Raw genomic sequence first — 17,765 nt, 5'->3', positions numbered from 1 at the left:
ATCAGCCTTGGTCATGCCGTGCCGGGGACCGCCGTGGCTGCGTTGTCGCCGACACCATCGCGACGCGCTTTTGCAGCCGCCAATGTGTCGCGCAATTCGGCTTCCATCTTCTTCAGATCCTGTTCTGCAGCGGCACGCTTGGCCTTACCATCATCAGCGATCTGCAGGCTTTCCTGAATGGTACCGATTAGATCTGCATTAGCCTGTTTCACTGCTTCGATGTCGAAGACACCCCGTTCCATTTCTTCGCGGATCACCTTGTTGGTCTCCCGCAAGTTAGCGGCGTTAGAGGTCAACAGTTCATTTGTCAGATCATTGGCATCGCGCACTGCAGCCGCCGCCTCGGCAGAGCGCTGGATGGTAACCGCCTGCGCTAGCTGGGTTTCCCAGAGCGGTACGGTATTCACCAGCGTGGAATTGATCTTGGTGACCAGTGATTTGTCATTTTCCTGCACCAGCCGTATGGATGGCAGAGACTGCATGGTCACCTGGCGTGTTAGCTTCAGATCATGCACTCGGCGTTCAAGATCGTCACGTGCCGCCCGCATGTCGCGTAGCTCCTGTGCGCGCATGACCTGATCCGCCTCAGGTGCAGCAGCAACGGCGTCCTCAAGTGCAGGGATCTCGGTGACATCCAGATCAGCAAGTTTGGCCTCACCGGCCGCGATATAGAGCGCCAGCTCGTCATAGAAATCCAGTGTCTTGGCATAGAGCAGGTCGAGTGACTTAATGTCTTTCAGCAGCTTATGTTCATGACCGAGAAGATTGTCGGTAACGCGGTCGATCTGGTCTTGTACGTCCTCAAACCGCGCGGTGAATTTGGCGAAAGGCGCGGCCCGACCCAACAGCCGCTCCCAGAAGCTACGCTTGCGACGCACGTCAAGTTCCGACACCGAAAAGCCTCGGATGGTGGTGACGATATTGCGCAGAGAATCTCCGGCGGGGCCTACGTCCTTATTGCGAACATCCGTTAGCATGGCCTGGCTGATTTGCTGCAATTCGGCCTGTGCGCCAGAGCCAAAGTTGATGATCGAATTGCTGTCCGACATGTCGATCTGCGCCATGCGTGACTTGATATCGGTACTGGTGGTTTGATCGGCTTGTTCCAGAGATTGGATTTCGGCCATCGGTTCCGGCAAGGCGATCGCGGTGATTTCGGAAATTTCCTTTGCCTCTTGGGCGGCTTTCTTTTGAGTCGTCTCGGACATGTGCAAATTCCTTATGGCTATGTCAGCGGGTGTCCAGATGGACACCCTCACGCTGCAAACGATCCCGCAGCACGTCGATTTCAACGGTCAGATCAGTGCGATCTTCTCGTAGCATCTTGCGGGTGCGGGCGGCGAAGTTTTCCTCAAGATCCTGTAACAACGCCAGATAATCTACGCGTGATTGGGCGTCGCCACTGCGGGTGTAGATATCGGCAAACTTGATTGTCGCGTCGCGTGCGCCCATCAAATAAACTGTCAGGTAGCGCCGTGCTCCGGTCAGGTCGCGAGGATCTTCCTCAACCGTGCGGAAAAGATCGCGTGCGACTTCCTGAAATGCATCTACGCGCTGTTCGACCTTGCGATCACGGGCGCGCAGGGCGGCATCTTTCATGGCAGACAGATAGTTTTCGGCCTCATCGACAACGCGGGCAACGCGATCACGCTGAAAACCGTCGATGCCCTCTGTGCCCTTGTCGCTTAGTGGGTCAAGGCCAAATGCGGCGATGTGCAGGCCTAAGGCTGCAGTGGCATAAATCAGAGCTGACAGCGCTCCGGGGTCTTGTCGCCACACGGCAAACAGGGTGCCAACTCCACATAAACCGGCGGCTACAATTTTGCGCGGAAGCACAGGGCGGCGCGCAACGGTGCGTTCATCATAGGCCGCTTCGGCACGTAGGCCATCGCGTAACAGATAGGCGGACCCGGCCCATGTAGCGGCTGCGAGTAAGCCAAAGGCCAATCCGGCGGCGCTCGAGAAAACTGACAAGAGTGCTATTAACCCGGCAGGCAGTACCATCAGGTTGGCGCGCACCCCAACGGGATCGACCTTAGCGCTGCGATACCCGTTGGGCGCTGGGCGCGCCTCGGGCTCCTGTTCCGCTTTCGGGTCGCGGTCATCGGGGCTGTATTTGCCGCCAAAACGTTGTGCCATGCGATCAGCCTCCGACCAGCCAGCCGGTTGCCAGACCGATCATTAGGATCAGCAAGGCCACAAAGGCGAGTTTCTGCACGTCTATTCCCCCGAGATGAGCGCTCCAACCAATTGGAAACTTAGGATATGCAGCGCCATCTTGCTAGGGGGAACTCTGATGCCATAGACGCAGCTTCTCGACCTTGGCTATTATCGGCGTGGTGGCTTGCCACCGCTGCGCGGTGCAGGGCCGCGCCCGGTACTGCGGTTTCCACCACCACCGGAAGGTTTACCGCTTGGCTTGCCACCAGGTTTGCTCCCGAATTTGCCTACGGGCTTGCCGCCAGGTCTGTCAGACGATCTGGCTGCGCTGCCGCCTGATGTTTTGCCGTCGGATCGATCCGCAAACCGATCAGATGATTTGCCTTTGCCTGCGAATTTGCCGCCGGGCTTGCCCGAGGAGGAGAACTTCCCCGAAGGACGGGCACCGGTGCGGTCGCCGGACTTTTCACCAGACCGCTCTGACGTGCCAAAGGATCGACCGAGAGGTTTCCCTGCCGGTTTTCCGCCTAGCCTTGCGCTCGGTTTACTCGCTGGTTTGCCGGAACCGGAACCGGAACCGGAACCGGAACCAGAGCCGGGGCGCTGTCGCACAGGCCGTTTGGGCTTTTCCTCTTCTTCGGTGTCCGGAGCTGCTAAACCCAGCTGATCGCGAACAACGCGTGAACGCAGTTCTTCGACCTCTCCGGGTTTCAGAGCGCCCAGCTGAAACGGACCGTAGGACAGGCGGAGCAGGCGGTTTACCGTGAAGCCGATATCTTCGATGGCGCGGCGGATTTCGCGGTTTTTGCCTTCGCGCAGGCCAATTGTCAGCCAGGCATTTGCGCCCTGCTGGCGGTCCAGTGCCACGGTCATCGGCTGGAACCGTTCCCCCTCGATCACCAACCCCTGCCTTAGTGGTTCAAAATCAGTGTCTTGCGGGCGGCCGTTGATCCGAACGCGGTAACGGCGCAGCCACCCCGTCGAGGGCAGTTCCAACTGGCGCTTGATCCCGCCGTCGTTGGTCAGCAGCAGCAATCCTTCGGAGTTGAGGTCGAGCCGACCCACGGTCATGACGCGCGGCATGTCCTCGGGTAATTCGTCAAAGATGGTCTTGCGGTCCAACTCGTCACTTGTCGTTGTCACCAGACCTGATGGTTTGTGATACATCCACAAACGCGGTGGTTCGGGATCTTGCATCGGATTGCCATCCACCACGATCCGATCCCGACCCAAGACCACGTTGAGCGCCGGGCTGTCGATCACCTTACCGTTCACCGCGACGCGACCTTCGGCGATCATCCGTTCGGCTTCACGTCGGGAGGCGACACCGGAGCGGGACAGGACTTTGGCGATGCGGTCGCCTTCAGGGCTGTCGCCGGTTGCGGACGAGTCGGCAGCTGCCTTACTTGTACGCGCCGCTACTGGACGTGTGGTGCGGGCCGGTTTGGCCGTGCCGGGGCGCTGGCCCTTGGGGGAAGATGGTGTTTTGCTCATATGGAGGCCATAGATCATTCCGCGCAGTTGCGAAAGCTCCCATTCTGAGGCAGGGAGGGGCATGCCGTTTCGTTCTTACATGGATATTGCTCTTGCGGAAGCGCGCGCTGCGGCGGCGCGCGGAGAGGTGCCGGTCGGGGCGGTTCTCATCTCTCCGGCAGGTCAGGCGGTTGCGAGAGCCGGTAATCGCACCCGTGAATTGAACGATCCGACAGCTCATGCAGAGATGCTGGTGATCCGAGAGGCCTGTGCTGCTGCAGGCACCGAACGATTGATGGATCATGACCTCTACGTCACACTGGAACCCTGCGCGATGTGCGCTGCTGCAATTGCTGCAGCCCGTATCGGACGTATCTACTACGGTGCGTCTGATCCTAAATCCGGCGGTGTCGCCCATGGGGCCTGTGTGTTCTCGCATTCCCAGGCACATCACACACCAGAGGTTTACGAAGGTATAAGCGCCAGTGCCGCGGAAACTCTGCTAAAAGATTTTTTTGCTGCGCGCCGCTCTGGCGGAGATTGATCAGCGGCGGGTGGGGATGGTCAGGTGCAGGGTAACCCCGTGCTTGACGCAGCAATAGCGCGGCCCATAGCGTAGCGTTTCTGATTGGCATTAGCAGAAAGGCAAAGGCCTATGAGTAAGGAATTTCTGGCACCTGACGGGCAGTTGCGTTGTGGTTGGGCCGGATCGGTTGCTGAATTTCTACCCTATCACGATAACGAGTGGGGCTACCCCGTTGATGATGACCGCCGCCTATTTGAGAAGATCTGCCTAGAGAGCTTTCAATCGGGTCTTAGCTGGCGAACCATTCTGGCCAAGCGTGAAAATTTTCGTGTGGCTTTCCTCGATTTTGATTGGACCAAGGTCGCCCATTTTGGCCCGGCAGATGTGGATCGGCTGTTGCAGGACGCAGGCATCATTCGCCATCGCGGCAAGATCGAGGCGGTGATCAACAACGCCATGCGAGCGGTGGAAATGGTCGAGGCCGAAGGCTCGCTTGCTGCGTTTTTCTGGCAATATGAACCCGGACCTGATGATCAGGTGCTGCCTCAAACGGCCTCTATCACACCGCATTCCATAGCGCTGTCAAAAGAGTTGAAGAAGCGTGGCTGGAAATTTGTTGGCCCCACCACCTGTTTTGCCTTCATGCAGGCAATGGGGCTGGTCAATGATCACGCAACATATTGCATCTGCCGTGCCAAAGTGACTGAGGCGCGGGCAAATTTCAGATCACCTGCACTGCGGATAGCGATTTGATGGAACTTATTTTTTGACCGCCACTATTAGTGTCTTGATCTGACTTTAGCACCGGCCCGGAAGGGCTGGTGCCACGTCCAACGGGACCAAATCTGTCCCGCAGATCATGGTCCGGACTGGAGTATTTGTTCAGACTTCGATCGCTTCCAGAACCTGAGGCTCGATCACCTGCACATCGGGAAGAGATTCTGTAAGTACTGCAGCGCTTTGTTCCAGCACCGGGAAGGTGCGATAGTGGCAAGGAATTAACGTCTTGAACTTGAAATATCTCTTCGCAGCATAGGCCGCCTGCGCCATATCCATGGTAAAATGTCCACCTGCACTAAGAATGCCGATGTCAGGTTTGTAGTAGTCACCCATCCAATCCATATCCGCCATGATGCCGGTGTCACCGGAGATATAGACAGTCTTGCCCTCGCTCATCAGCATATAGCCAATTTCGGTACCGCCGGTGCGCAGCCCGTCCTGCGTCGAGAAGGTTGAGCTATGCGAGGCAGGCACCATCGCCAGTTTGGGACCATCAAGATTGACCGTGCCCCCCTTGTTGAAGCCGATTGTGGTAACACCCTCGGTCTCTCCCCAGAGGCCCATCAGATCATATTGGCCCACAATTGGCACATCCAACCGGCGCGCCAATGCGAGCACATCGATGACATGGTCAAAATGAGCATGAGTCAGAATGATATGTGTTGCGCCGGTAAGGGCCTCGTTGTGCTGGTCACCCTGCAGCATCGGGTTGCCGGTTAGCCAAGGGTCAATCAGCAGAACCTGCCCCACGGTTTCGATACGAAAACTGCCATGCCCAAGCCAGATGATCTTCATTGTGCTTCTCTCCTGCTGATTTGAGTCTCTTCACACTATCGCCGCATCGGGAAAAATCCACCGATCAACGGGTCCATAACTCGAATAGCGTTCCCATAGGCTTGCGGCGGCGGCGGCACGGCGGTAAATGCGTCTTAACACGAGATGAGGGTTTCCATGTCGATTGACCAAAGCACCGCCGCCAAGGTGGCCAAACTGGCCCGTATCAAGGTCGAAGAGGACGCTCTGCCCGCGCTGGCAGATGAGTTCAACACAATCCTTGGCTTTATTGAGCAGCTGAACGAGGTGGATGTCGAGGGCGTTGAGCCAATGACCTCCGTCACGCCCCAGCGCCTGAAGCGCCGGATCGATGAAGTCACGGATGGCAGCCAGCAGGATAAGGTCCTGGCCAATGCTCCCGATGCCCGCGAAGGCTTTTTTGCAGTGCCCAAGGTGGTTGAATAAGACATGACTGAACTCAACAAACTCACATTGTCCGATGCACGTGATGCACTGCGCAAAGGCGAGACTACATCGGTAGAACTGACCGAGGCCTGTCTGACAGCTATCGACGCTGCTGGGGCATTGAATGCCTTTGTTCACAAGACGCCTGAAATTGCGCTGGAACGTGCCAAGGCAGCTGATGCACGCATCCGGGAGGGTGATGCTCCGGCAATGTGTGGCCTGCCCATCGGCATCAAGGATCTTTTCTGCACCAAGGGCGTCGCCTCGCAGGCCGCTTCCAAGATCCTTCACGGGTTCAAGCCTGAATATGAATCCACGGTGTCGCAGCAGTTGGCGGACGCGGGCTCGGTTATGCTGGGCAAGCTGAACATGGATGAGTTCGCCATGGGCTCGTCAAATGAAACCTCTGCCTATGGCGACGTTGTCAGCCCTTGGCGACGCAATGCAGATGACGCGGCGCTGACGCCCGGCGGATCCTCGGGTGGATCGGCAGCGGCTGTGGCGGCAGATCTTTGTCTGGCGGCGACAGGTACGGATACCGGCGGCTCGATTCGCCAGCCCGCGGCCTTTACCGGTATCACCGGTATTAAACCCACCTACGGTCGCTGCTCGCGCTGGGGTGTGGTGGCCTTTGCCTCCTCGCTGGATCAGGCAGGCCCGATGACCAAATCGGTGCGTGACGCGGCAATGATGTTGGAAGCCATGTGTGGCCACGATCCCAAGGACAGCACCAGCGCCGATCTGGCGGTGCCAAACTTCGAAGCGATGCTGACCGGCGACATCAAAGGCAAGAAAATCGGTATTCCGCGCGAATACCGTATGGACGGCATGCCGGGGGAGATCGAAAAACTCTGGTCCGAAGGTGCTGAAATGCTGCGCGCTGCGGGCGCCGAGATCGTTGATATCTCACTGCCACATACCAAATATGCGCTGCCTGCCTATTATGTGATCGCACCAGCAGAAGCTTCGTCGAACCTCGCCCGGTATGACGGTGTGCGCTATGGTCAGCGCGCTGCATTGGAAGCCGGTGATGGCATCACCGAGATGTATGAGAAAACCCGCGCCGCAGGCTTCGGTCACGAAGTTCAACGCCGTGTCATGGTTGGCACCTATGTGCTTTCAGCCGGTTTCTACGACGCATATTATAACCGTGCCCGCAAAGTCCGTACTTTGATCAAGAAGGATTTTGAGGACGTCTTTTCCCAAGGTATCGATGCGATTCTAACCCCGGCAACGCCCTCCGCAGCCTTCGGTCTGGGTGAGATGACGGATGCCGATCCTGTTCAGATGTATCTAAATGACGTCTTTACGGTCACGGTGAATCTTGCCGGTCTTCCCGGTGTTTCAGTGCCGACTGGCGTGGATGCACAGGGCTTGCCATTGGGGCTACAGCTTATTGGCCGCCCTTGGGAAGAGGGCGATCTGCTGAATACAGCCTATGCGCTGGAAAGCGCTGCGGGTTTTGTGGCCAAGCCTGGGCAATGGTGGTAAACCTTTTTCTGATCTGAGCAGAACCAACAGGTGGTGATGATGCGTGCATTCCGGTCCATTCTGGCGACCAGCAGCCTAGTCCTGCTGGCCGCATGCCAGCCACAGGTGCCTGATAGCGGTCCTGAGGCCGGGTTCGGCTCCAGCCCCTTTGACGGAGCGCCTGCAACGGGAACGACGATCAATGGTGATCCATTGGTGCCGCCGGTGCGCGTCGCTAGTGAACCGCTACCGCGCAATGTGCAACCAGCCCCACGGGTGGCGGCACGTAGTACGGGGGCAGGGACGCTGGCATCGTCCGGCGGCAGCAGTGATATCGCGCGCGAAACGGCTGCTGCATTGGCTGCCGCAAACGGCAATTCCGGCACCGCGCCGATCGAGGCAAGCCCGTCTAATCCGGCTCCGGCACTGGTTGGCAATCCGAACATTTCGGATGAGAACGACTTTGATGCTGTGTCATCACGCCAGAGCATCGAAAGTGATGCCGACCGTCTGGCCCGTCAACGTGCACAATATCAGGTGGTCAGTCCGACGGCTGTGCCCACGCGCAGTGGCAGCCGTGACCCCAATATCGTGCGCTATGCGCTGAGCACCTCCAACCCCCGTGGGCAGCGTGTCTATTCGCGCTCCGGTATCAATCTGGCAGCGCGATCCTCGCGCAATTGCGCGGGCTTTACGTCGCCCGAGCTTGCCCAGATTGCTTTCCTTCAGGCCGGTGGCCCGAAACGTGACCGGCAAGCGCTTGATCCCGATGGGGATGGCTACGCGTGCGGCTGGGATCCGGCGCCATATCGGCTTGCGCTGCAGAACTAAGGCCCGGAGCGGCCACATGTATAACCGACCAGAGAATACCCAAGAAGGGCAGGGTGCAATCTGGCATCCAAGCCCTAATTTCGGTGCGCGCCGTGATGATCTGCGACCGCATTTGGTTGTGTTGCATTATACCGCGATGGACAGTGCCAGTGCCGCGCTGGAACGGCTCTGTGATCCGCAGTACGAAGTCTCAGCCCATTACCTGATCGGCTCTGATGGCAGACTCTGGCAGATGGTCCGCGAGGCGGAACGCGCCTGGCATGCCGGAGCCGGAGAGTGGTGCGGGCAGGATGATATCAATTCCCGTTCCATAGGTATTGAGCTGGACAATCGTGGCAATCACCCGTTTTCGGCCCCGCAGATGGCGCGTTTGGAAGAGTTGTTGCACGGAGTGCTGTCACGTTGGGATATCTCACCCAGTGGGGTCATTGGGCACTCCTGCATGGCACCTGGGCGCAAATTTGACCCCGGACCACGCTTTGACTGGGAGCGCTTGGCCCGACAGGGCCTCAGCGAATCGGTATGCCCTGCACAGCACGCGCAAGAGATCGATGTGAGTATGGATCTGTTCCGCCGCCTTGTGCGTGAGCGCGGTTTCACCGCGGATGTAGATGATGCAGCGCTATTGAATGCCATAAGGCTTAGGTTTTGCCCCTGGCAGCGCGGACCATTGACGCGCAAGGATCTGCTGCCGCTTTTGCCGCCAGTAGCCCAAGCGTAACGGCTTGTGGCGCTTAGCCATGCAATGCTGAATGCAGTTAGCCAACAGTGGCAACACCCTGTGACGATGGCATTATCCGCTTGACGTCGGGTGTGGTTGTTTCTAGGCCAGTCACCGCGCAGAGGGCTGGATGGCCGCGGGATGCCGCAAGGTGTCGCGAGGAAAGTCCGGACTCTACAAAACGACGGTGCCGGGTAACGCCCGGGCAGAGCGATCTGACGGAGAGCGCCACAGAAAACAGACCGCCCGCGTGCGCCTGCCTAGCAGACGGTCCCGCGTGGGTAAGGGTGAAACGGTGGGGTAAGAGCCCACCGCGCCGCTGGCAACAGGGGCGGCATGGCAAGCCCCACCGGGAGCAATGCCAAATAGGACCCCCGCGCGGGCCGGTCGGTGCAAGCCGATACCGCCGCTAGGCATGTTTTGGCCAAGAGGGGTCGGGTTGGCAGCTGGAGGTGCGCAGTAATGCGCATCCTAGATGAATGGTCGTCGAAGGAGCCTTGGCTCTGGAACAAAATCCGGCTTACAGGCCCTCTGCGCAAAATAACCCCTCGAATCCTATTGACTCGAGGGGTGGTGCAGGTAAAAGCGCACGCTCATATAGGAATTTACCGAGAGGCCCCTGCCTTTTCGGACGCAGGAGAATACCATGGCGAAGCCGACCACAATCAAGATCCGCCTGAACTCGACCGCGGGCACGGGCCACTTCTACGTGACCAAGAAAAACGCACGTACCATGACCGAGAAAATGGTTGTGCGTAAGTACGATCCGGTCGTGCGCAAGCACGTTGAATACAAAGAAGGCAAAATCAAATAAGCCTCACGATATCGCGCAGCCTCTGGCCGCGGTATCAACCCGATTTTCGGGACAGTAGATAGAAAGGGTCGCACCAGGGTGCGGCCCTTTTTCGTTTTCAGTCGCCTGGGTGATCGCCGGGGCAAAACTTGATGCCGAGCGCATTTTATTAAAATTGGGTAAACGAAAGCACGGAAGCGCCGTGGCTTTGGCCCGGAATTGCCATATTTCACCGCGAAAAGTGATTTCAGGAAGTGGGTGAGAGAGTGGACCCGGGTTGCCAAGCCAGAAGCGCGAGGCCTCGGAACGTCACGGCACCACAGGTCGTTCGGGGGAGCGACCAGAGCAGGAGGCGGCGGTGGGGCTGCCTCCTGCTTTCCATTTTGCGGATCACGGCTCGCGCAGGGCCCTTAGCTGCGCAATTCCGCTGTAACCATAACCGGTAGCAACCCCATACGCGCCATCAGCGCCGCTGAGGCGGTGTTGAATGGGGCGTAGGTGGTCGCAATCACGTTGATACCTTTGGCAGCCACAGCGCGTTTCATATCCATGATTAGGGCGGTTCCCACGCCCATCCTTTGCCAGCAGTCGGCAACAGCAATATGATGCAGCATGGCGCGGGTTTCGCCTGTCCGAACTGGGATGGCTGGCCGCTCCTCTATCCCGTAGATCATATAGCCCATAACACTGCCTTGGGGGCTAACAGCCGCGCGCGCTGTCAGGCTCTCGTTGCTTAGCCAGTTTTCCAGCCATTGGGCCAATGTCGCGTCATTTGGCTCTGCAGGGTAGCGCGCAGGTTGATGGGCCACGTGTAGGGCATGCAGGCCCTGCAGGAGCGGAATAAGCCGGCGGGCTTCCTTGGGGTGAATGTCGATCAAATCCATGGTGGTCTCAAATCAGTTATATCGGTGTTGTGCGTGGGGTGACCGCATAGGGTCTCGGATTCGTGTTTCGCAAAAGAAAAAGGGCGGATCGCTGTGATCCGCCCCGTTTGTGCTTTTGATTGGAAAGAGGTGCGTTATTCGCGGTTTCCAAGCAGCTGGAGCAGCATCATGAACATGTTGATGAAATCCAGATAAAGGCTGAGGGCGCCCATGATCGCAGACTTGGCAAGCCATTCTTGATCACCAGAATGGGCCATCTGCAGATATTCGTTCTTGATCCGCTGGGTGTCATAGGCGGTGAGGCCTGCAAAGATCAGCACACCGATCACCGAGATTGCAAACGCCATCGCCGAGGAGGCGAGGAAGATGTTCACGATCGAGGCCACGATCAGGCCGATGAGGCCCATGATCAGGAAGGCACCCATGCCGGACAGGTCTTTCTTGGTGGTGTAGCCTACCAGTGACAGACCTGCAAAGGCGATGGAGGTGATCAGGAACACCTGTACAATGCTCTCACCAGTAAAGACGAGGAAGATCGAGCTGATCGACAGGCCCATAACGGTTGCAAAGACATAGAACAGCAGCTGAACGCCAGCCGCGGACATGCGGTTTGCAGCAGCGCCGATGCCAAAGACAAAGGCCAGCGGCGCAAACATGATGACCCACTTCAAAGGCGAGGCATAAAGCGCATAGCCGATGCTGGTCAGATATTTATCCGCGCTCAGCTGAGCTGCGGCATTGGCTGGGTCGCTTGTGACAGCCAGGCCGGATACAGCCCAAGCTGCCAGAAAGGTGATGAATGTCCCTACGGCCATAGTGCCGTAGACCTTGTTCATATGGGCGCGTAGGCCCGCATCGATCTCGGCAGTGCGTGCGCCTGCAGCGGACCGGATGGTGTCAAACTGTGCCATGTATCATGGTCTCCGTCATTAAACTCCCTCGCGCAGCTTCCCTGCTGCGTGCAGAGAACTGGCCTTCCCCGCAAATATCGGGTGAAGTCGGGCATGGTTCAAGCCTGTAGATCAAAGTTTCGGCGCAATTATCGACAAAAAGCCTATGTCTGACGGCTTACTAAGGTCCAAAGGGCAATAACTGCAAAGCAAGAGTGGTTTTTACAGGCCAATTGCATCTTTCCGGCGAGTTTGAGTTGCTACTGTTTTCAGGGAATGCCGTATGCTGATGTCATGTTCTCCCACAACACTCTCGTGCAAGGGATCGCCCTGCGTCTTTTAGCGGCTTTCTTGATGACGGCGATGTCTGCGGCTATCCACGGCGCGCCTCACAGTGTTCCGATTGGTTCGATAATGTTCTGGCGATCTACTTTGGCCCTGATACCGATCTGTTTTTACATGGTTTGGCTTGGATATACTCCAGCAAACGCAAATTCCTATTTAAGTGTATCTCAATGAGAAGAAGGCCCGCGTAGCGGACCTTTTGGTGTTCTTTATTCAGCTTTGGCTGGACGCGTGTGTGTCGCGCTTACTGGCGCCAGTTGCTCGGCGCATCCCAGATGGGGCGGCGGGCTTCTGCTTCCGCCTGGTCTTTTCTGATGCCCATATCATCTAGGGCAGTCTGGTCGAGCTGTCCAAGCATCCGACGTTCGCGCCAGATTGCGAGGCGCTGAACGATTGCGCCCAGAACCGAACGACGTGGTGCTGGGGTCTTGCAAGCGGCGGAGCGGAAGCTGTCGTCCATATAGGTCATAATTCGTGTCCTTTTCTGGATGTCTGATGGTGGATCGCTGTGTGATCAATTATGTTGATGTATATGGCGCAGTGTGATTGATATGAAAAACGAATGTTTATGATTTCAACTATCAAGGATTGTGATGATGCGGAATCTCGATATCACCACCCTAAGGTCGTTTGTTGCGGTCGCGGACAATGGCGGGGTTACCCGTGCGGCCGGTTTTCTGCATTTGACCCAATCTGCCGTATCGATGCAGCTCAAGCGTCTGGAAGAGCTGTTGGGTTTGCAATTGCTGGACCGCTCGGGTCGCACTATTGCGCTGACGGCATCGGGCGAGCAGCTTTTGGCCTATGCGCGGCGTATGGTGGCTCTGAATGACGAGGTGATCGGGCGGTTGACTGATCAGGCGTACGAAGGGGAGATCGTCCTCGGCGTGCCACATGATATTGTTTATCCGGCAATCCCACAGGTGCTTCAGCGCTTCAATGCGTCGTTCCCACGTGTGAAGGTGCAGTTGATTTCCAGTTTCACGCGCTCGCTTAAGGAGCAATTCTCGCGTGGGGAATGTGATCTGATCCTTACGACGGAAACCAGCACTTCGGAAAATGGTGAAACCTTAGCCGAACGTCCCTTGCGCTGGGTTGGCGCACCAAATGGATCCGCTTGGCGGCAGCGTCCTCTGAAACTGGCCTTTGGCCGCTATTGCACCTTCCGGCCCAAAGTGGTGGGCGCGCTTGATACAGCCGGGATCGCTTGGGAGATGATGGTCGAGACCGATAGTGACCGCACGATCGAGGCGACTGTCAGTGCCGATCTGGCCATTCACACCATGATCGAGGGGACCGAGCCACCACATCTGGTGCAGATCGATCATAGCAGCAGCCTGCCGGATCTCCCGATCCAGTTGATCAATTTGTACGGTGCGGAAACTTCAGGTTCACCCACGGTGACAGAGCTGGCGTTTCTGGTGCGCAAAGCCTTTCAAAATGTGAGCACTCCGCTCGCCGCCGCACAGTCGCATTGGACCGCGGCCTGAGATGTCACAAAGCTAGCCTAGGGCCTTTGCAGGCCATAGGCTGTAGGTCAGCAAGTCGCAGCGGTGGCGATTAGGCTCTATGCCTCTGGTTGGATCATAATGACCACTTTGCCGGTGGCCTTGCGGCTGCGCAGCAGGTCCAGCCCTACGTCAACCTGTTCCAGCGGTAACTTGTGGCTGATATGAGGGCGCAGGGATCCATCGCTATACCAGCCAAGCAAACGGCCAATCGCGCCGCGGACCACCGCAGGGTGGCTCTTGAGGTAGCCAGCGAAATAGAAGCCGATCACGCTGAGGTTTTTGACCAGCAGATGGTTGGCCGGGATCAGCGGGACGTCGCCACCGGCAAAACCGATGGGCAACAACCGCCCGCCTGGATTGGTGGCGCGAAAGGCGGCTTTCCAAACCTCTCCGCCGATGGCCTCATAGACCACATCTGCACCGCCCAAATCCTTGACCGCCTGACGCAGATCCTCGTTCGCATCGATCAGGTGGTCGGCTCCGGCCGCTTTGGCCACGGCTAGCTTTTCAGCACCGCGTGCATGAGCAATTACCCGCGCGCCTAGTCTTTTGCCAATCTCGACCGCTGTCAGACCTACACCCCCGGCGGCTCCTGTTACCAACAGGGTTTCACCAGGCTGCAGCCGGGCACAATGATCCAGCGCCAACAAGCCGGTGCCATAGGTTATCTGAAACGCCGCGGCGTCGGCGAAGGACATGTCGTCCGGAATGCGGGTTACGCGTTCAGCTGGAAACACACCGGCCTCGGCTAGCCCGCCTTGACCTGAAAAAACCGCCACCCGATCCCCAATCGCAAGCCCATTCACATCTGCCCCGACCTCACGGATAATTCCAGCCAATTCCAGCCCTGGTATGAATGGCAACGCAGGCGTGTCCTGGTATCGTCCAGATAGCAGAAGGAGATCCGCAAAATTCAACCCACAGGCGTGTATTTCTACTGCAACCTCCCCGCTCTTAGGTGTACTTTTCTCAACCTCAACGATAGCTGGTGAAACGTCGAAATTTTGAATAAAGCAGGCGCGCATACTATTTTTCCATATTTGGCATTGGGTAAGGTGATTCTGGATGTCGAAACGATGCCAGATTCGCAGTGATGGCACCTCGCTATTTATGGGGAGGTGTGGAACATGAGTAAAACATGCAAAAAAGTGCAATAAAAATGATACATGAAATCATGCGTTTGCCGTACAGAGGCTTAATACAGCGAGAGCGACCGCTTGAATTCAACCGTTAAGGTCGTAAACTCAACCGCAATGGGAACGCCTTATCGTTTGGATGGGGACTTTCGGGTTTTTTGACAACATTGGTCTCACGCGGTGTTTTTACGGTGGGCGGGGGTTAGGAAAGACGGTCAGGGTGGTGCCCAGTTTGTAAATCTTAGGAGAAACGCATGGCTCATCCAGTGGACGTGCACGTGGGGAAACGTATCCGGCATCGCCGGTGGCTCATCGGCATGACGCAACAACAGCTCGCAGAGCTGGTTGGAATAAAGTTCCAGCAGATTCAGAAATATGAAACCGGTGCAAACCGGGTCAGCGCCTCTCGGCTCTGGGATATCTCCGACGCGCTTAGCGTGCCGGTCAGCTTCTTTTTTGAAGGTCTGCAGGACGATGAGGCGCCAGCATCAGACAAGGCGCAAGTGCCGGATGATCTGATGGGCGATAAGGAGGCACTGGATCTGGTGCGGTCCTATTACGCGATTCCTGAAAACCAGCGCCGTCGTCTGTTCGACCTAGCGCGGGTTCTTAGCGACGCGGCCTGATTTTCCGGCCCCAAGTGGGGGCTTGGGGCTTGAAATCTACGCGGTTGAATGTCACCCCTTCGGGTATGACTTCAGCTGCGTTTTCAGATCTAGACGTTGCCCATCGGATGGCCGATGCCGCACGTGAGGCGATCCTGCCACATTTTCGTTCCGCCGGGCTGCAATCCGACAACAAATTGGACGAAGGCTTCGATCCCGTGACCATTGCTGACCGCGCTGCCGAACTGGCGATGCGATCAGTGCTTGCCGAGCTTCGTCCCGAGGATGGAATCTTGGGCGAGGAGTTCGGTGAAACCAACGGCGTGTCCGATCGCACCTGGGTATTGGACCCGATTGACGGCACGCGCGGTTTCATAAGTGGTACTCCAACCTGGGGTGTGTTGATCGCACTGGGCGATACGGACGGACCTTTCCTCGGTATCATTGACCAACCCTACATTGGTGAACGTTTCATCGGCACGCCCGAAGGCGCAAGCCTGACGGGTCCACTGGGGGAGCAGGGGCTCAGAACCCGGAAGACCGCCAGTCTGTCCGAAGCAACACTGTTCACTACTTTTCCTGAAGTGGGTAGTGATGCGGAACGGGCAGCATTTCAGCGTGTCGCCACTCAGGTACAACTCACACGCTATGGCATGGATTGCTACGCGTATGCATTGCTGGCGGCTGGGCAATGTGACCTTGTAGTCGAGGCCGGGTTGAATGCCTATGACATTCAAGCACCTATTGCGGTCATCAAGGCCGCTGGCGGTGTGGTTACCAATTGGCAGGGTGAGCCAGTCCATGAGGGCGGACAGGTCGTCGCTGCTGCAACGGCTGATTTACATGCGGCAGCTCTTGCGTTGATCCAAAAAACAACCTGAAACCGTCTGGGAGAGTCTTGAACCTTCCAGTGGCAATCAGGTATGATGCGGCCGCGCGTCGAGTCCTTTGCCCTTATTCTGTCGGCGTGCCCTCACACTTCTGAACCGAAATGGGCGGCCTGACGGAGTGTGACCTGTGCCCGAAATTCTGATTGAAGATATTGATATTGTGCTGACTATGGATGATCAGCGCCGTAGGCTAACTATGGTGGATCTACGTATTCGCGATGGGGTGATTGCCGAGATCGGCAACGATCTGACCACAACCGGTGAGCGGATCAGCGTGACAGGCTGTGTGGTAACTCCGGGCCTCGTGAACACCCATCATCACCTCTATCAGAACCTCACCCGCGCTGTGCCGGGCGCGCAGGATGCTCTGCTGTTTGGCTGGCTAAAACAGCTCTATCCGATCTGGGCGGCCTTCAACCCTGATGATATCCACGTCTCCGCCCAGTTGGGGCTAGCCGAGCTGGCGTTTTCCGGCTGCACACTTACGTCCGATCATCTCTATCTCTATCCTAATGGCGCAAAGCTGGAGGATACCATCGAAGCCGCTGGCGACATCGGCCTGCGCTTTCACCCGACGCGTGGGGCTATGAGTATCGGCGAGAGCGCTGGGGGGCTGCCGCCTGACAGTCTGGTGGAGGATGAACGCGCCATACTGGACGATATGATCCGCGTGGTTGACCGTTTTCATGATGCATCCGAAGGATCGATGTGCCGGGTTGCTCTCGCGCCCTGCTCGCCGTTTTCCGTTAGTCGCGAACTGATGCGTGACAGTGCATTGCTAGCGCGGGATAAAGGTGTGATGCTACATACGCACTTGGCAGAAAACGAAGAAGATATCGCCTATTCGCTTTCACAGTTTGGCTGTCGTCCCGGTCAATATGCCGAGGAATTGGGCTGGACCGGTTCCGATGTCTGGCACGCTCATTGTGTCAAACTGGATGCGCAGGAAATCGACCTTTTTGCCCGAACCAAAACAGGCGTGGCCCATTGTCCCTGCTCCAATTGCCGTCTTGGCAGTGGCATTGCGCCGGTGCGTGCCATGCGCGACGCACGTGTAGCGGTCGGTCTTGGGGTGGATGGATCAGCCAGCAATGATATGGCTAGCCTGATGGGCGAGGCGCGTCAGGCTATGTTGTTGCAACGAGTCGCAAAGGGCGCTGGCGCTATGAGCGCCTATGAGGCTCTCGAGATTGCAACCCGTGGTGGCGCAGAGGTGCTGGGGCGCACCGATGTGGGACAGCTAGCGGTCGGTAAGCGCGCTGATATCGCCGTTTGGGATGTATCTGGGATTGCCTCCAGCGGCAGCTGGGATCCGGCAGCCATGTTGCTGGCAGGGCCCGCGCAGGTGAAGCACCTGTTTGTCGAAGGCCGTCAGATTGTTCGTAACGGCGAGCTGACAAGACTGGACTTGCCAAACCTCATCGAACGCCACCAGAAATCCACGGCACGTCTTATGCAGCTGGTGTAGACAGGCCCGCGTGCGCGCCTCTCTTGCCAGCTATCATATTGGC

Annotated in this window: 19 protein-coding genes and 1 other RNA gene; 12 read left to right on the top strand and 8 right to left on the bottom strand. The window is 57.4% G+C overall.

Annotated features, from left to right (window positions below):
- Nucleotides 1-11: 11 nt before the first annotated feature.
- From ACEWZM_RS03000 to ACEWZM_RS02990, 3 genes are all read right to left on the bottom strand, one after another.
- Nucleotides 12-1,208 carry a toxic anion resistance protein gene (locus ACEWZM_RS03000; RefSeq protein ID WP_414005034.1) on the bottom strand — a complete coding sequence of 399 codons (1,197 nt, stop codon included), beginning with the start codon at nt 1,206-1,208 and terminating at the stop codon, nt 12-14.
- Nucleotides 1,209-1,230: 22 nt separating this feature from the next.
- The gene (locus ACEWZM_RS02995) at nt 1,231-2,139 is read right to left on the bottom strand and encodes a 5-bromo-4-chloroindolyl phosphate hydrolysis family protein (protein WP_414005033.1); all 909 of its coding nucleotides are present in this window, start codon (nt 2,137-2,139) and stop codon (nt 1,231-1,233) included.
- 189 nt (nt 2,140-2,328) lie between these two features.
- The gene (locus ACEWZM_RS02990; protein ID WP_414007941.1) at nt 2,329-3,654 is read right to left on the bottom strand and encodes a pseudouridine synthase; all 1,326 of its coding nucleotides are present in this window, start codon (nt 3,652-3,654) and stop codon (nt 2,329-2,331) included.
- 61 nt (nt 3,655-3,715) lie between these two features.
- On the opposite strand from ACEWZM_RS02990, the gene ACEWZM_RS02985 reads away from it, so the two are divergent.
- Nucleotides 3,716-4,177 (top strand): nucleoside deaminase, encoded by a 462-nt coding sequence (locus ACEWZM_RS02985; protein ID WP_414005032.1) that lies wholly within the window; start codon nt 3,716-3,718, stop codon nt 4,175-4,177.
- A gap of 111 nt (nt 4,178-4,288) precedes the next feature.
- Nucleotides 4,289-4,912: a DNA-3-methyladenine glycosylase I gene (locus ACEWZM_RS02980; RefSeq protein WP_414005031.1), complete on the top strand. Its 624-nt coding sequence runs from the start codon at nt 4,289-4,291 to the stop codon at nt 4,910-4,912.
- Nucleotides 4,913-5,041: 129 nt separating this feature from the next.
- Here the strand turns inward: ACEWZM_RS02980 and ACEWZM_RS02975 are convergent, their stop codons facing one another.
- Nucleotides 5,042-5,734, bottom strand: a complete 693-nt coding sequence (locus ACEWZM_RS02975) for a metal-dependent hydrolase (protein WP_414005030.1) — start codon at nt 5,732-5,734, stop codon at nt 5,042-5,044.
- Nucleotides 5,735-5,890: 156 nt separating this feature from the next.
- On the opposite strand from ACEWZM_RS02975, the gene gatC reads away from it, so the two are divergent.
- From gatC to rpmG, 6 genes are all read left to right on the top strand, one after another.
- A complete protein-coding gene (gatC, locus tag ACEWZM_RS02970) occupies nt 5,891-6,178 on the top strand; it encodes an Asp-tRNA(Asn)/Glu-tRNA(Gln) amidotransferase subunit GatC (RefSeq protein ID WP_414005029.1) in 288 nt (95 codons plus the stop codon).
- Between the two features lie 3 nt (nt 6,179-6,181).
- A complete protein-coding gene (gene gatA / locus ACEWZM_RS02965) occupies nt 6,182-7,669 on the top strand; it encodes an Asp-tRNA(Asn)/Glu-tRNA(Gln) amidotransferase subunit GatA (protein WP_414005028.1) in 1,488 nt (495 codons plus the stop codon).
- 39 nt (nt 7,670-7,708) lie between these two features.
- Nucleotides 7,709-8,479 carry a hypothetical protein gene (locus tag ACEWZM_RS02960; RefSeq protein ID WP_414007940.1) on the top strand — a complete coding sequence of 257 codons (771 nt, stop codon included), beginning with the start codon at nt 7,709-7,711 and terminating at the stop codon, nt 8,477-8,479.
- A 16-nt stretch (nt 8,480-8,495) separates the two neighbouring features.
- Nucleotides 8,496-9,200: an N-acetylmuramoyl-L-alanine amidase gene (locus ACEWZM_RS02955; protein ID WP_414005027.1), complete on the top strand. Its 705-nt coding sequence runs from the start codon at nt 8,496-8,498 to the stop codon at nt 9,198-9,200.
- Nucleotides 9,201-9,318: 118 nt separating this feature from the next.
- An RNA gene (gene rnpB, locus ACEWZM_RS02950) (RNase P RNA component class A) lies at nt 9,319-9,739 on the top strand.
- Between the two features lie 107 nt (nt 9,740-9,846).
- Nucleotides 9,847-10,014, top strand: coding sequence for a 50S ribosomal protein L33 (gene rpmG / locus ACEWZM_RS02945; RefSeq protein WP_007814563.1), 168 nt, complete (start codon nt 9,847-9,849; stop codon nt 10,012-10,014).
- Between the two features lie 389 nt (nt 10,015-10,403).
- Here rpmG and ACEWZM_RS02940 read toward each other — a convergent pair whose 3' ends face one another.
- The 3 genes from ACEWZM_RS02940 to ACEWZM_RS02930 form a co-directional block, all read right to left on the bottom strand.
- Entirely contained in the window at nt 10,404-10,877 is a 474-nt protein-coding gene (locus tag ACEWZM_RS02940) for a GNAT family N-acetyltransferase (protein ID WP_414005026.1), read from the bottom strand.
- Nucleotides 10,878-11,011: 134 nt separating this feature from the next.
- Nucleotides 11,012-11,788, bottom strand: coding sequence for a Bax inhibitor-1/YccA family protein (locus tag ACEWZM_RS02935; RefSeq protein ID WP_414005025.1), 777 nt, complete (start codon nt 11,786-11,788; stop codon nt 11,012-11,014).
- 568 nt (nt 11,789-12,356) lie between these two features.
- Nucleotides 12,357-12,581, bottom strand: coding sequence for a DUF1127 domain-containing protein (locus ACEWZM_RS02930; RefSeq protein WP_414005024.1), 225 nt, complete (start codon nt 12,579-12,581; stop codon nt 12,357-12,359).
- A 127-nt stretch (nt 12,582-12,708) separates the two neighbouring features.
- On the opposite strand from ACEWZM_RS02930, the gene ACEWZM_RS02925 reads away from it, so the two are divergent.
- Complete coding sequence (locus ACEWZM_RS02925) at nt 12,709-13,602, top strand: LysR family transcriptional regulator (protein WP_414007939.1); 894 nt, start codon at nt 12,709-12,711, stop codon at nt 13,600-13,602.
- 77 nt (nt 13,603-13,679) lie between these two features.
- Here ACEWZM_RS02925 and ACEWZM_RS02920 read toward each other — a convergent pair whose 3' ends face one another.
- Nucleotides 13,680-14,648, bottom strand: coding sequence for an NADPH:quinone oxidoreductase family protein (locus tag ACEWZM_RS02920; RefSeq protein WP_414005023.1), 969 nt, complete (start codon nt 14,646-14,648; stop codon nt 13,680-13,682).
- Nucleotides 14,649-15,013: 365 nt separating this feature from the next.
- Here ACEWZM_RS02920 and ACEWZM_RS02915 point away from each other — a divergent pair, with 365 nt between their 5' ends.
- From ACEWZM_RS02915 to ACEWZM_RS02905, 3 genes are all read left to right on the top strand, one after another.
- On the top strand, nt 15,014-15,385 hold the full coding sequence (locus ACEWZM_RS02915; protein ID WP_414005022.1) for a helix-turn-helix domain-containing protein: 372 nt from the start codon (nt 15,014-15,016) through the stop codon (nt 15,383-15,385).
- 65 nt (nt 15,386-15,450) lie between these two features.
- On the top strand, nt 15,451-16,245 hold the full coding sequence (gene hisN / locus ACEWZM_RS02910; RefSeq protein WP_414007938.1) for a histidinol-phosphatase: 795 nt from the start codon (nt 15,451-15,453) through the stop codon (nt 16,243-16,245).
- A gap of 136 nt (nt 16,246-16,381) precedes the next feature.
- Nucleotides 16,382-17,722, top strand: coding sequence for an 8-oxoguanine deaminase (locus ACEWZM_RS02905; protein WP_414005021.1), 1,341 nt, complete (start codon nt 16,382-16,384; stop codon nt 17,720-17,722).
- The last annotated feature ends 43 nt before the right edge of the window (nt 17,723-17,765 follow it).

It is taken from the genome of Phaeobacter cretensis, from assembly GCF_047372505.1.
Classification (GTDB): Bacteria; Pseudomonadota; Alphaproteobacteria; order Rhodobacterales; family Rhodobacteraceae; genus Phaeobacter; species Phaeobacter cretensis.
The sequence above is the reverse complement of the archived record's forward strand: the minus strand, read 5'-3'. Positions and strand labels throughout refer to the sequence as shown.

What these genes read in the sequence shown, in the direction of transcription:
- ACEWZM_RS03000 (WP_414005034.1), bottom strand. Translation starts at nt 1,208, where the DNA reads ATGTCCGAGACGACTCAAAAGAAAGCCGCCCAAGAGGCAAAGGAAATT.
- ACEWZM_RS02995 (WP_414005033.1), bottom strand. Translation starts at nt 2,139, where the DNA reads ATGGCACAACGTTTTGGCGGCAAATACAGCCCCGATGACCGCGACCCG.
- ACEWZM_RS02990 (WP_414007941.1), bottom strand. Translation starts at nt 3,654, where the DNA reads ATGAGCAAAACACCATCTTCCCCCAAGGGCCAGCGCCCCGGCACGGCC.
- ACEWZM_RS02985 (WP_414005032.1), top strand. Translation starts at nt 3,716, where the DNA reads ATGCCGTTTCGTTCTTACATGGATATTGCTCTTGCGGAAGCGCGCGCT.
- ACEWZM_RS02980 (WP_414005031.1), top strand. Translation starts at nt 4,289, where the DNA reads ATGAGTAAGGAATTTCTGGCACCTGACGGGCAGTTGCGTTGTGGTTGG.
- ACEWZM_RS02975 (WP_414005030.1), bottom strand. Translation starts at nt 5,734, where the DNA reads ATGAAGATCATCTGGCTTGGGCATGGCAGTTTTCGTATCGAAACCGTG.
- gatC (WP_414005029.1), top strand. Translation starts at nt 5,891, where the DNA reads ATGTCGATTGACCAAAGCACCGCCGCCAAGGTGGCCAAACTGGCCCGT.
- gatA (WP_414005028.1), top strand. Translation starts at nt 6,182, where the DNA reads ATGACTGAACTCAACAAACTCACATTGTCCGATGCACGTGATGCACTG.
- ACEWZM_RS02960 (WP_414007940.1), top strand. Translation starts at nt 7,709, where the DNA reads ATGCGTGCATTCCGGTCCATTCTGGCGACCAGCAGCCTAGTCCTGCTG.
- ACEWZM_RS02955 (WP_414005027.1), top strand. Translation starts at nt 8,496, where the DNA reads ATGTATAACCGACCAGAGAATACCCAAGAAGGGCAGGGTGCAATCTGG.
- rpmG (WP_007814563.1), top strand. Translation starts at nt 9,847, where the DNA reads ATGGCGAAGCCGACCACAATCAAGATCCGCCTGAACTCGACCGCGGGC.
- ACEWZM_RS02940 (WP_414005026.1), bottom strand. Translation starts at nt 10,877, where the DNA reads ATGGATTTGATCGACATTCACCCCAAGGAAGCCCGCCGGCTTATTCCG.
- ACEWZM_RS02935 (WP_414005025.1), bottom strand. Translation starts at nt 11,788, where the DNA reads ATGGCACAGTTTGACACCATCCGGTCCGCTGCAGGCGCACGCACTGCC.
- ACEWZM_RS02930 (WP_414005024.1), bottom strand. Translation starts at nt 12,581, where the DNA reads ATGACCTATATGGACGACAGCTTCCGCTCCGCCGCTTGCAAGACCCCA.
- ACEWZM_RS02925 (WP_414007939.1), top strand. Translation starts at nt 12,709, where the DNA reads ATGCGGAATCTCGATATCACCACCCTAAGGTCGTTTGTTGCGGTCGCG.
- ACEWZM_RS02920 (WP_414005023.1), bottom strand. Translation starts at nt 14,648, where the DNA reads ATGCGCGCCTGCTTTATTCAAAATTTCGACGTTTCACCAGCTATCGTT.
- ACEWZM_RS02915 (WP_414005022.1), top strand. Translation starts at nt 15,014, where the DNA reads ATGGCTCATCCAGTGGACGTGCACGTGGGGAAACGTATCCGGCATCGC.
- hisN (WP_414007938.1), top strand. Translation starts at nt 15,451, where the DNA reads ATGACTTCAGCTGCGTTTTCAGATCTAGACGTTGCCCATCGGATGGCC.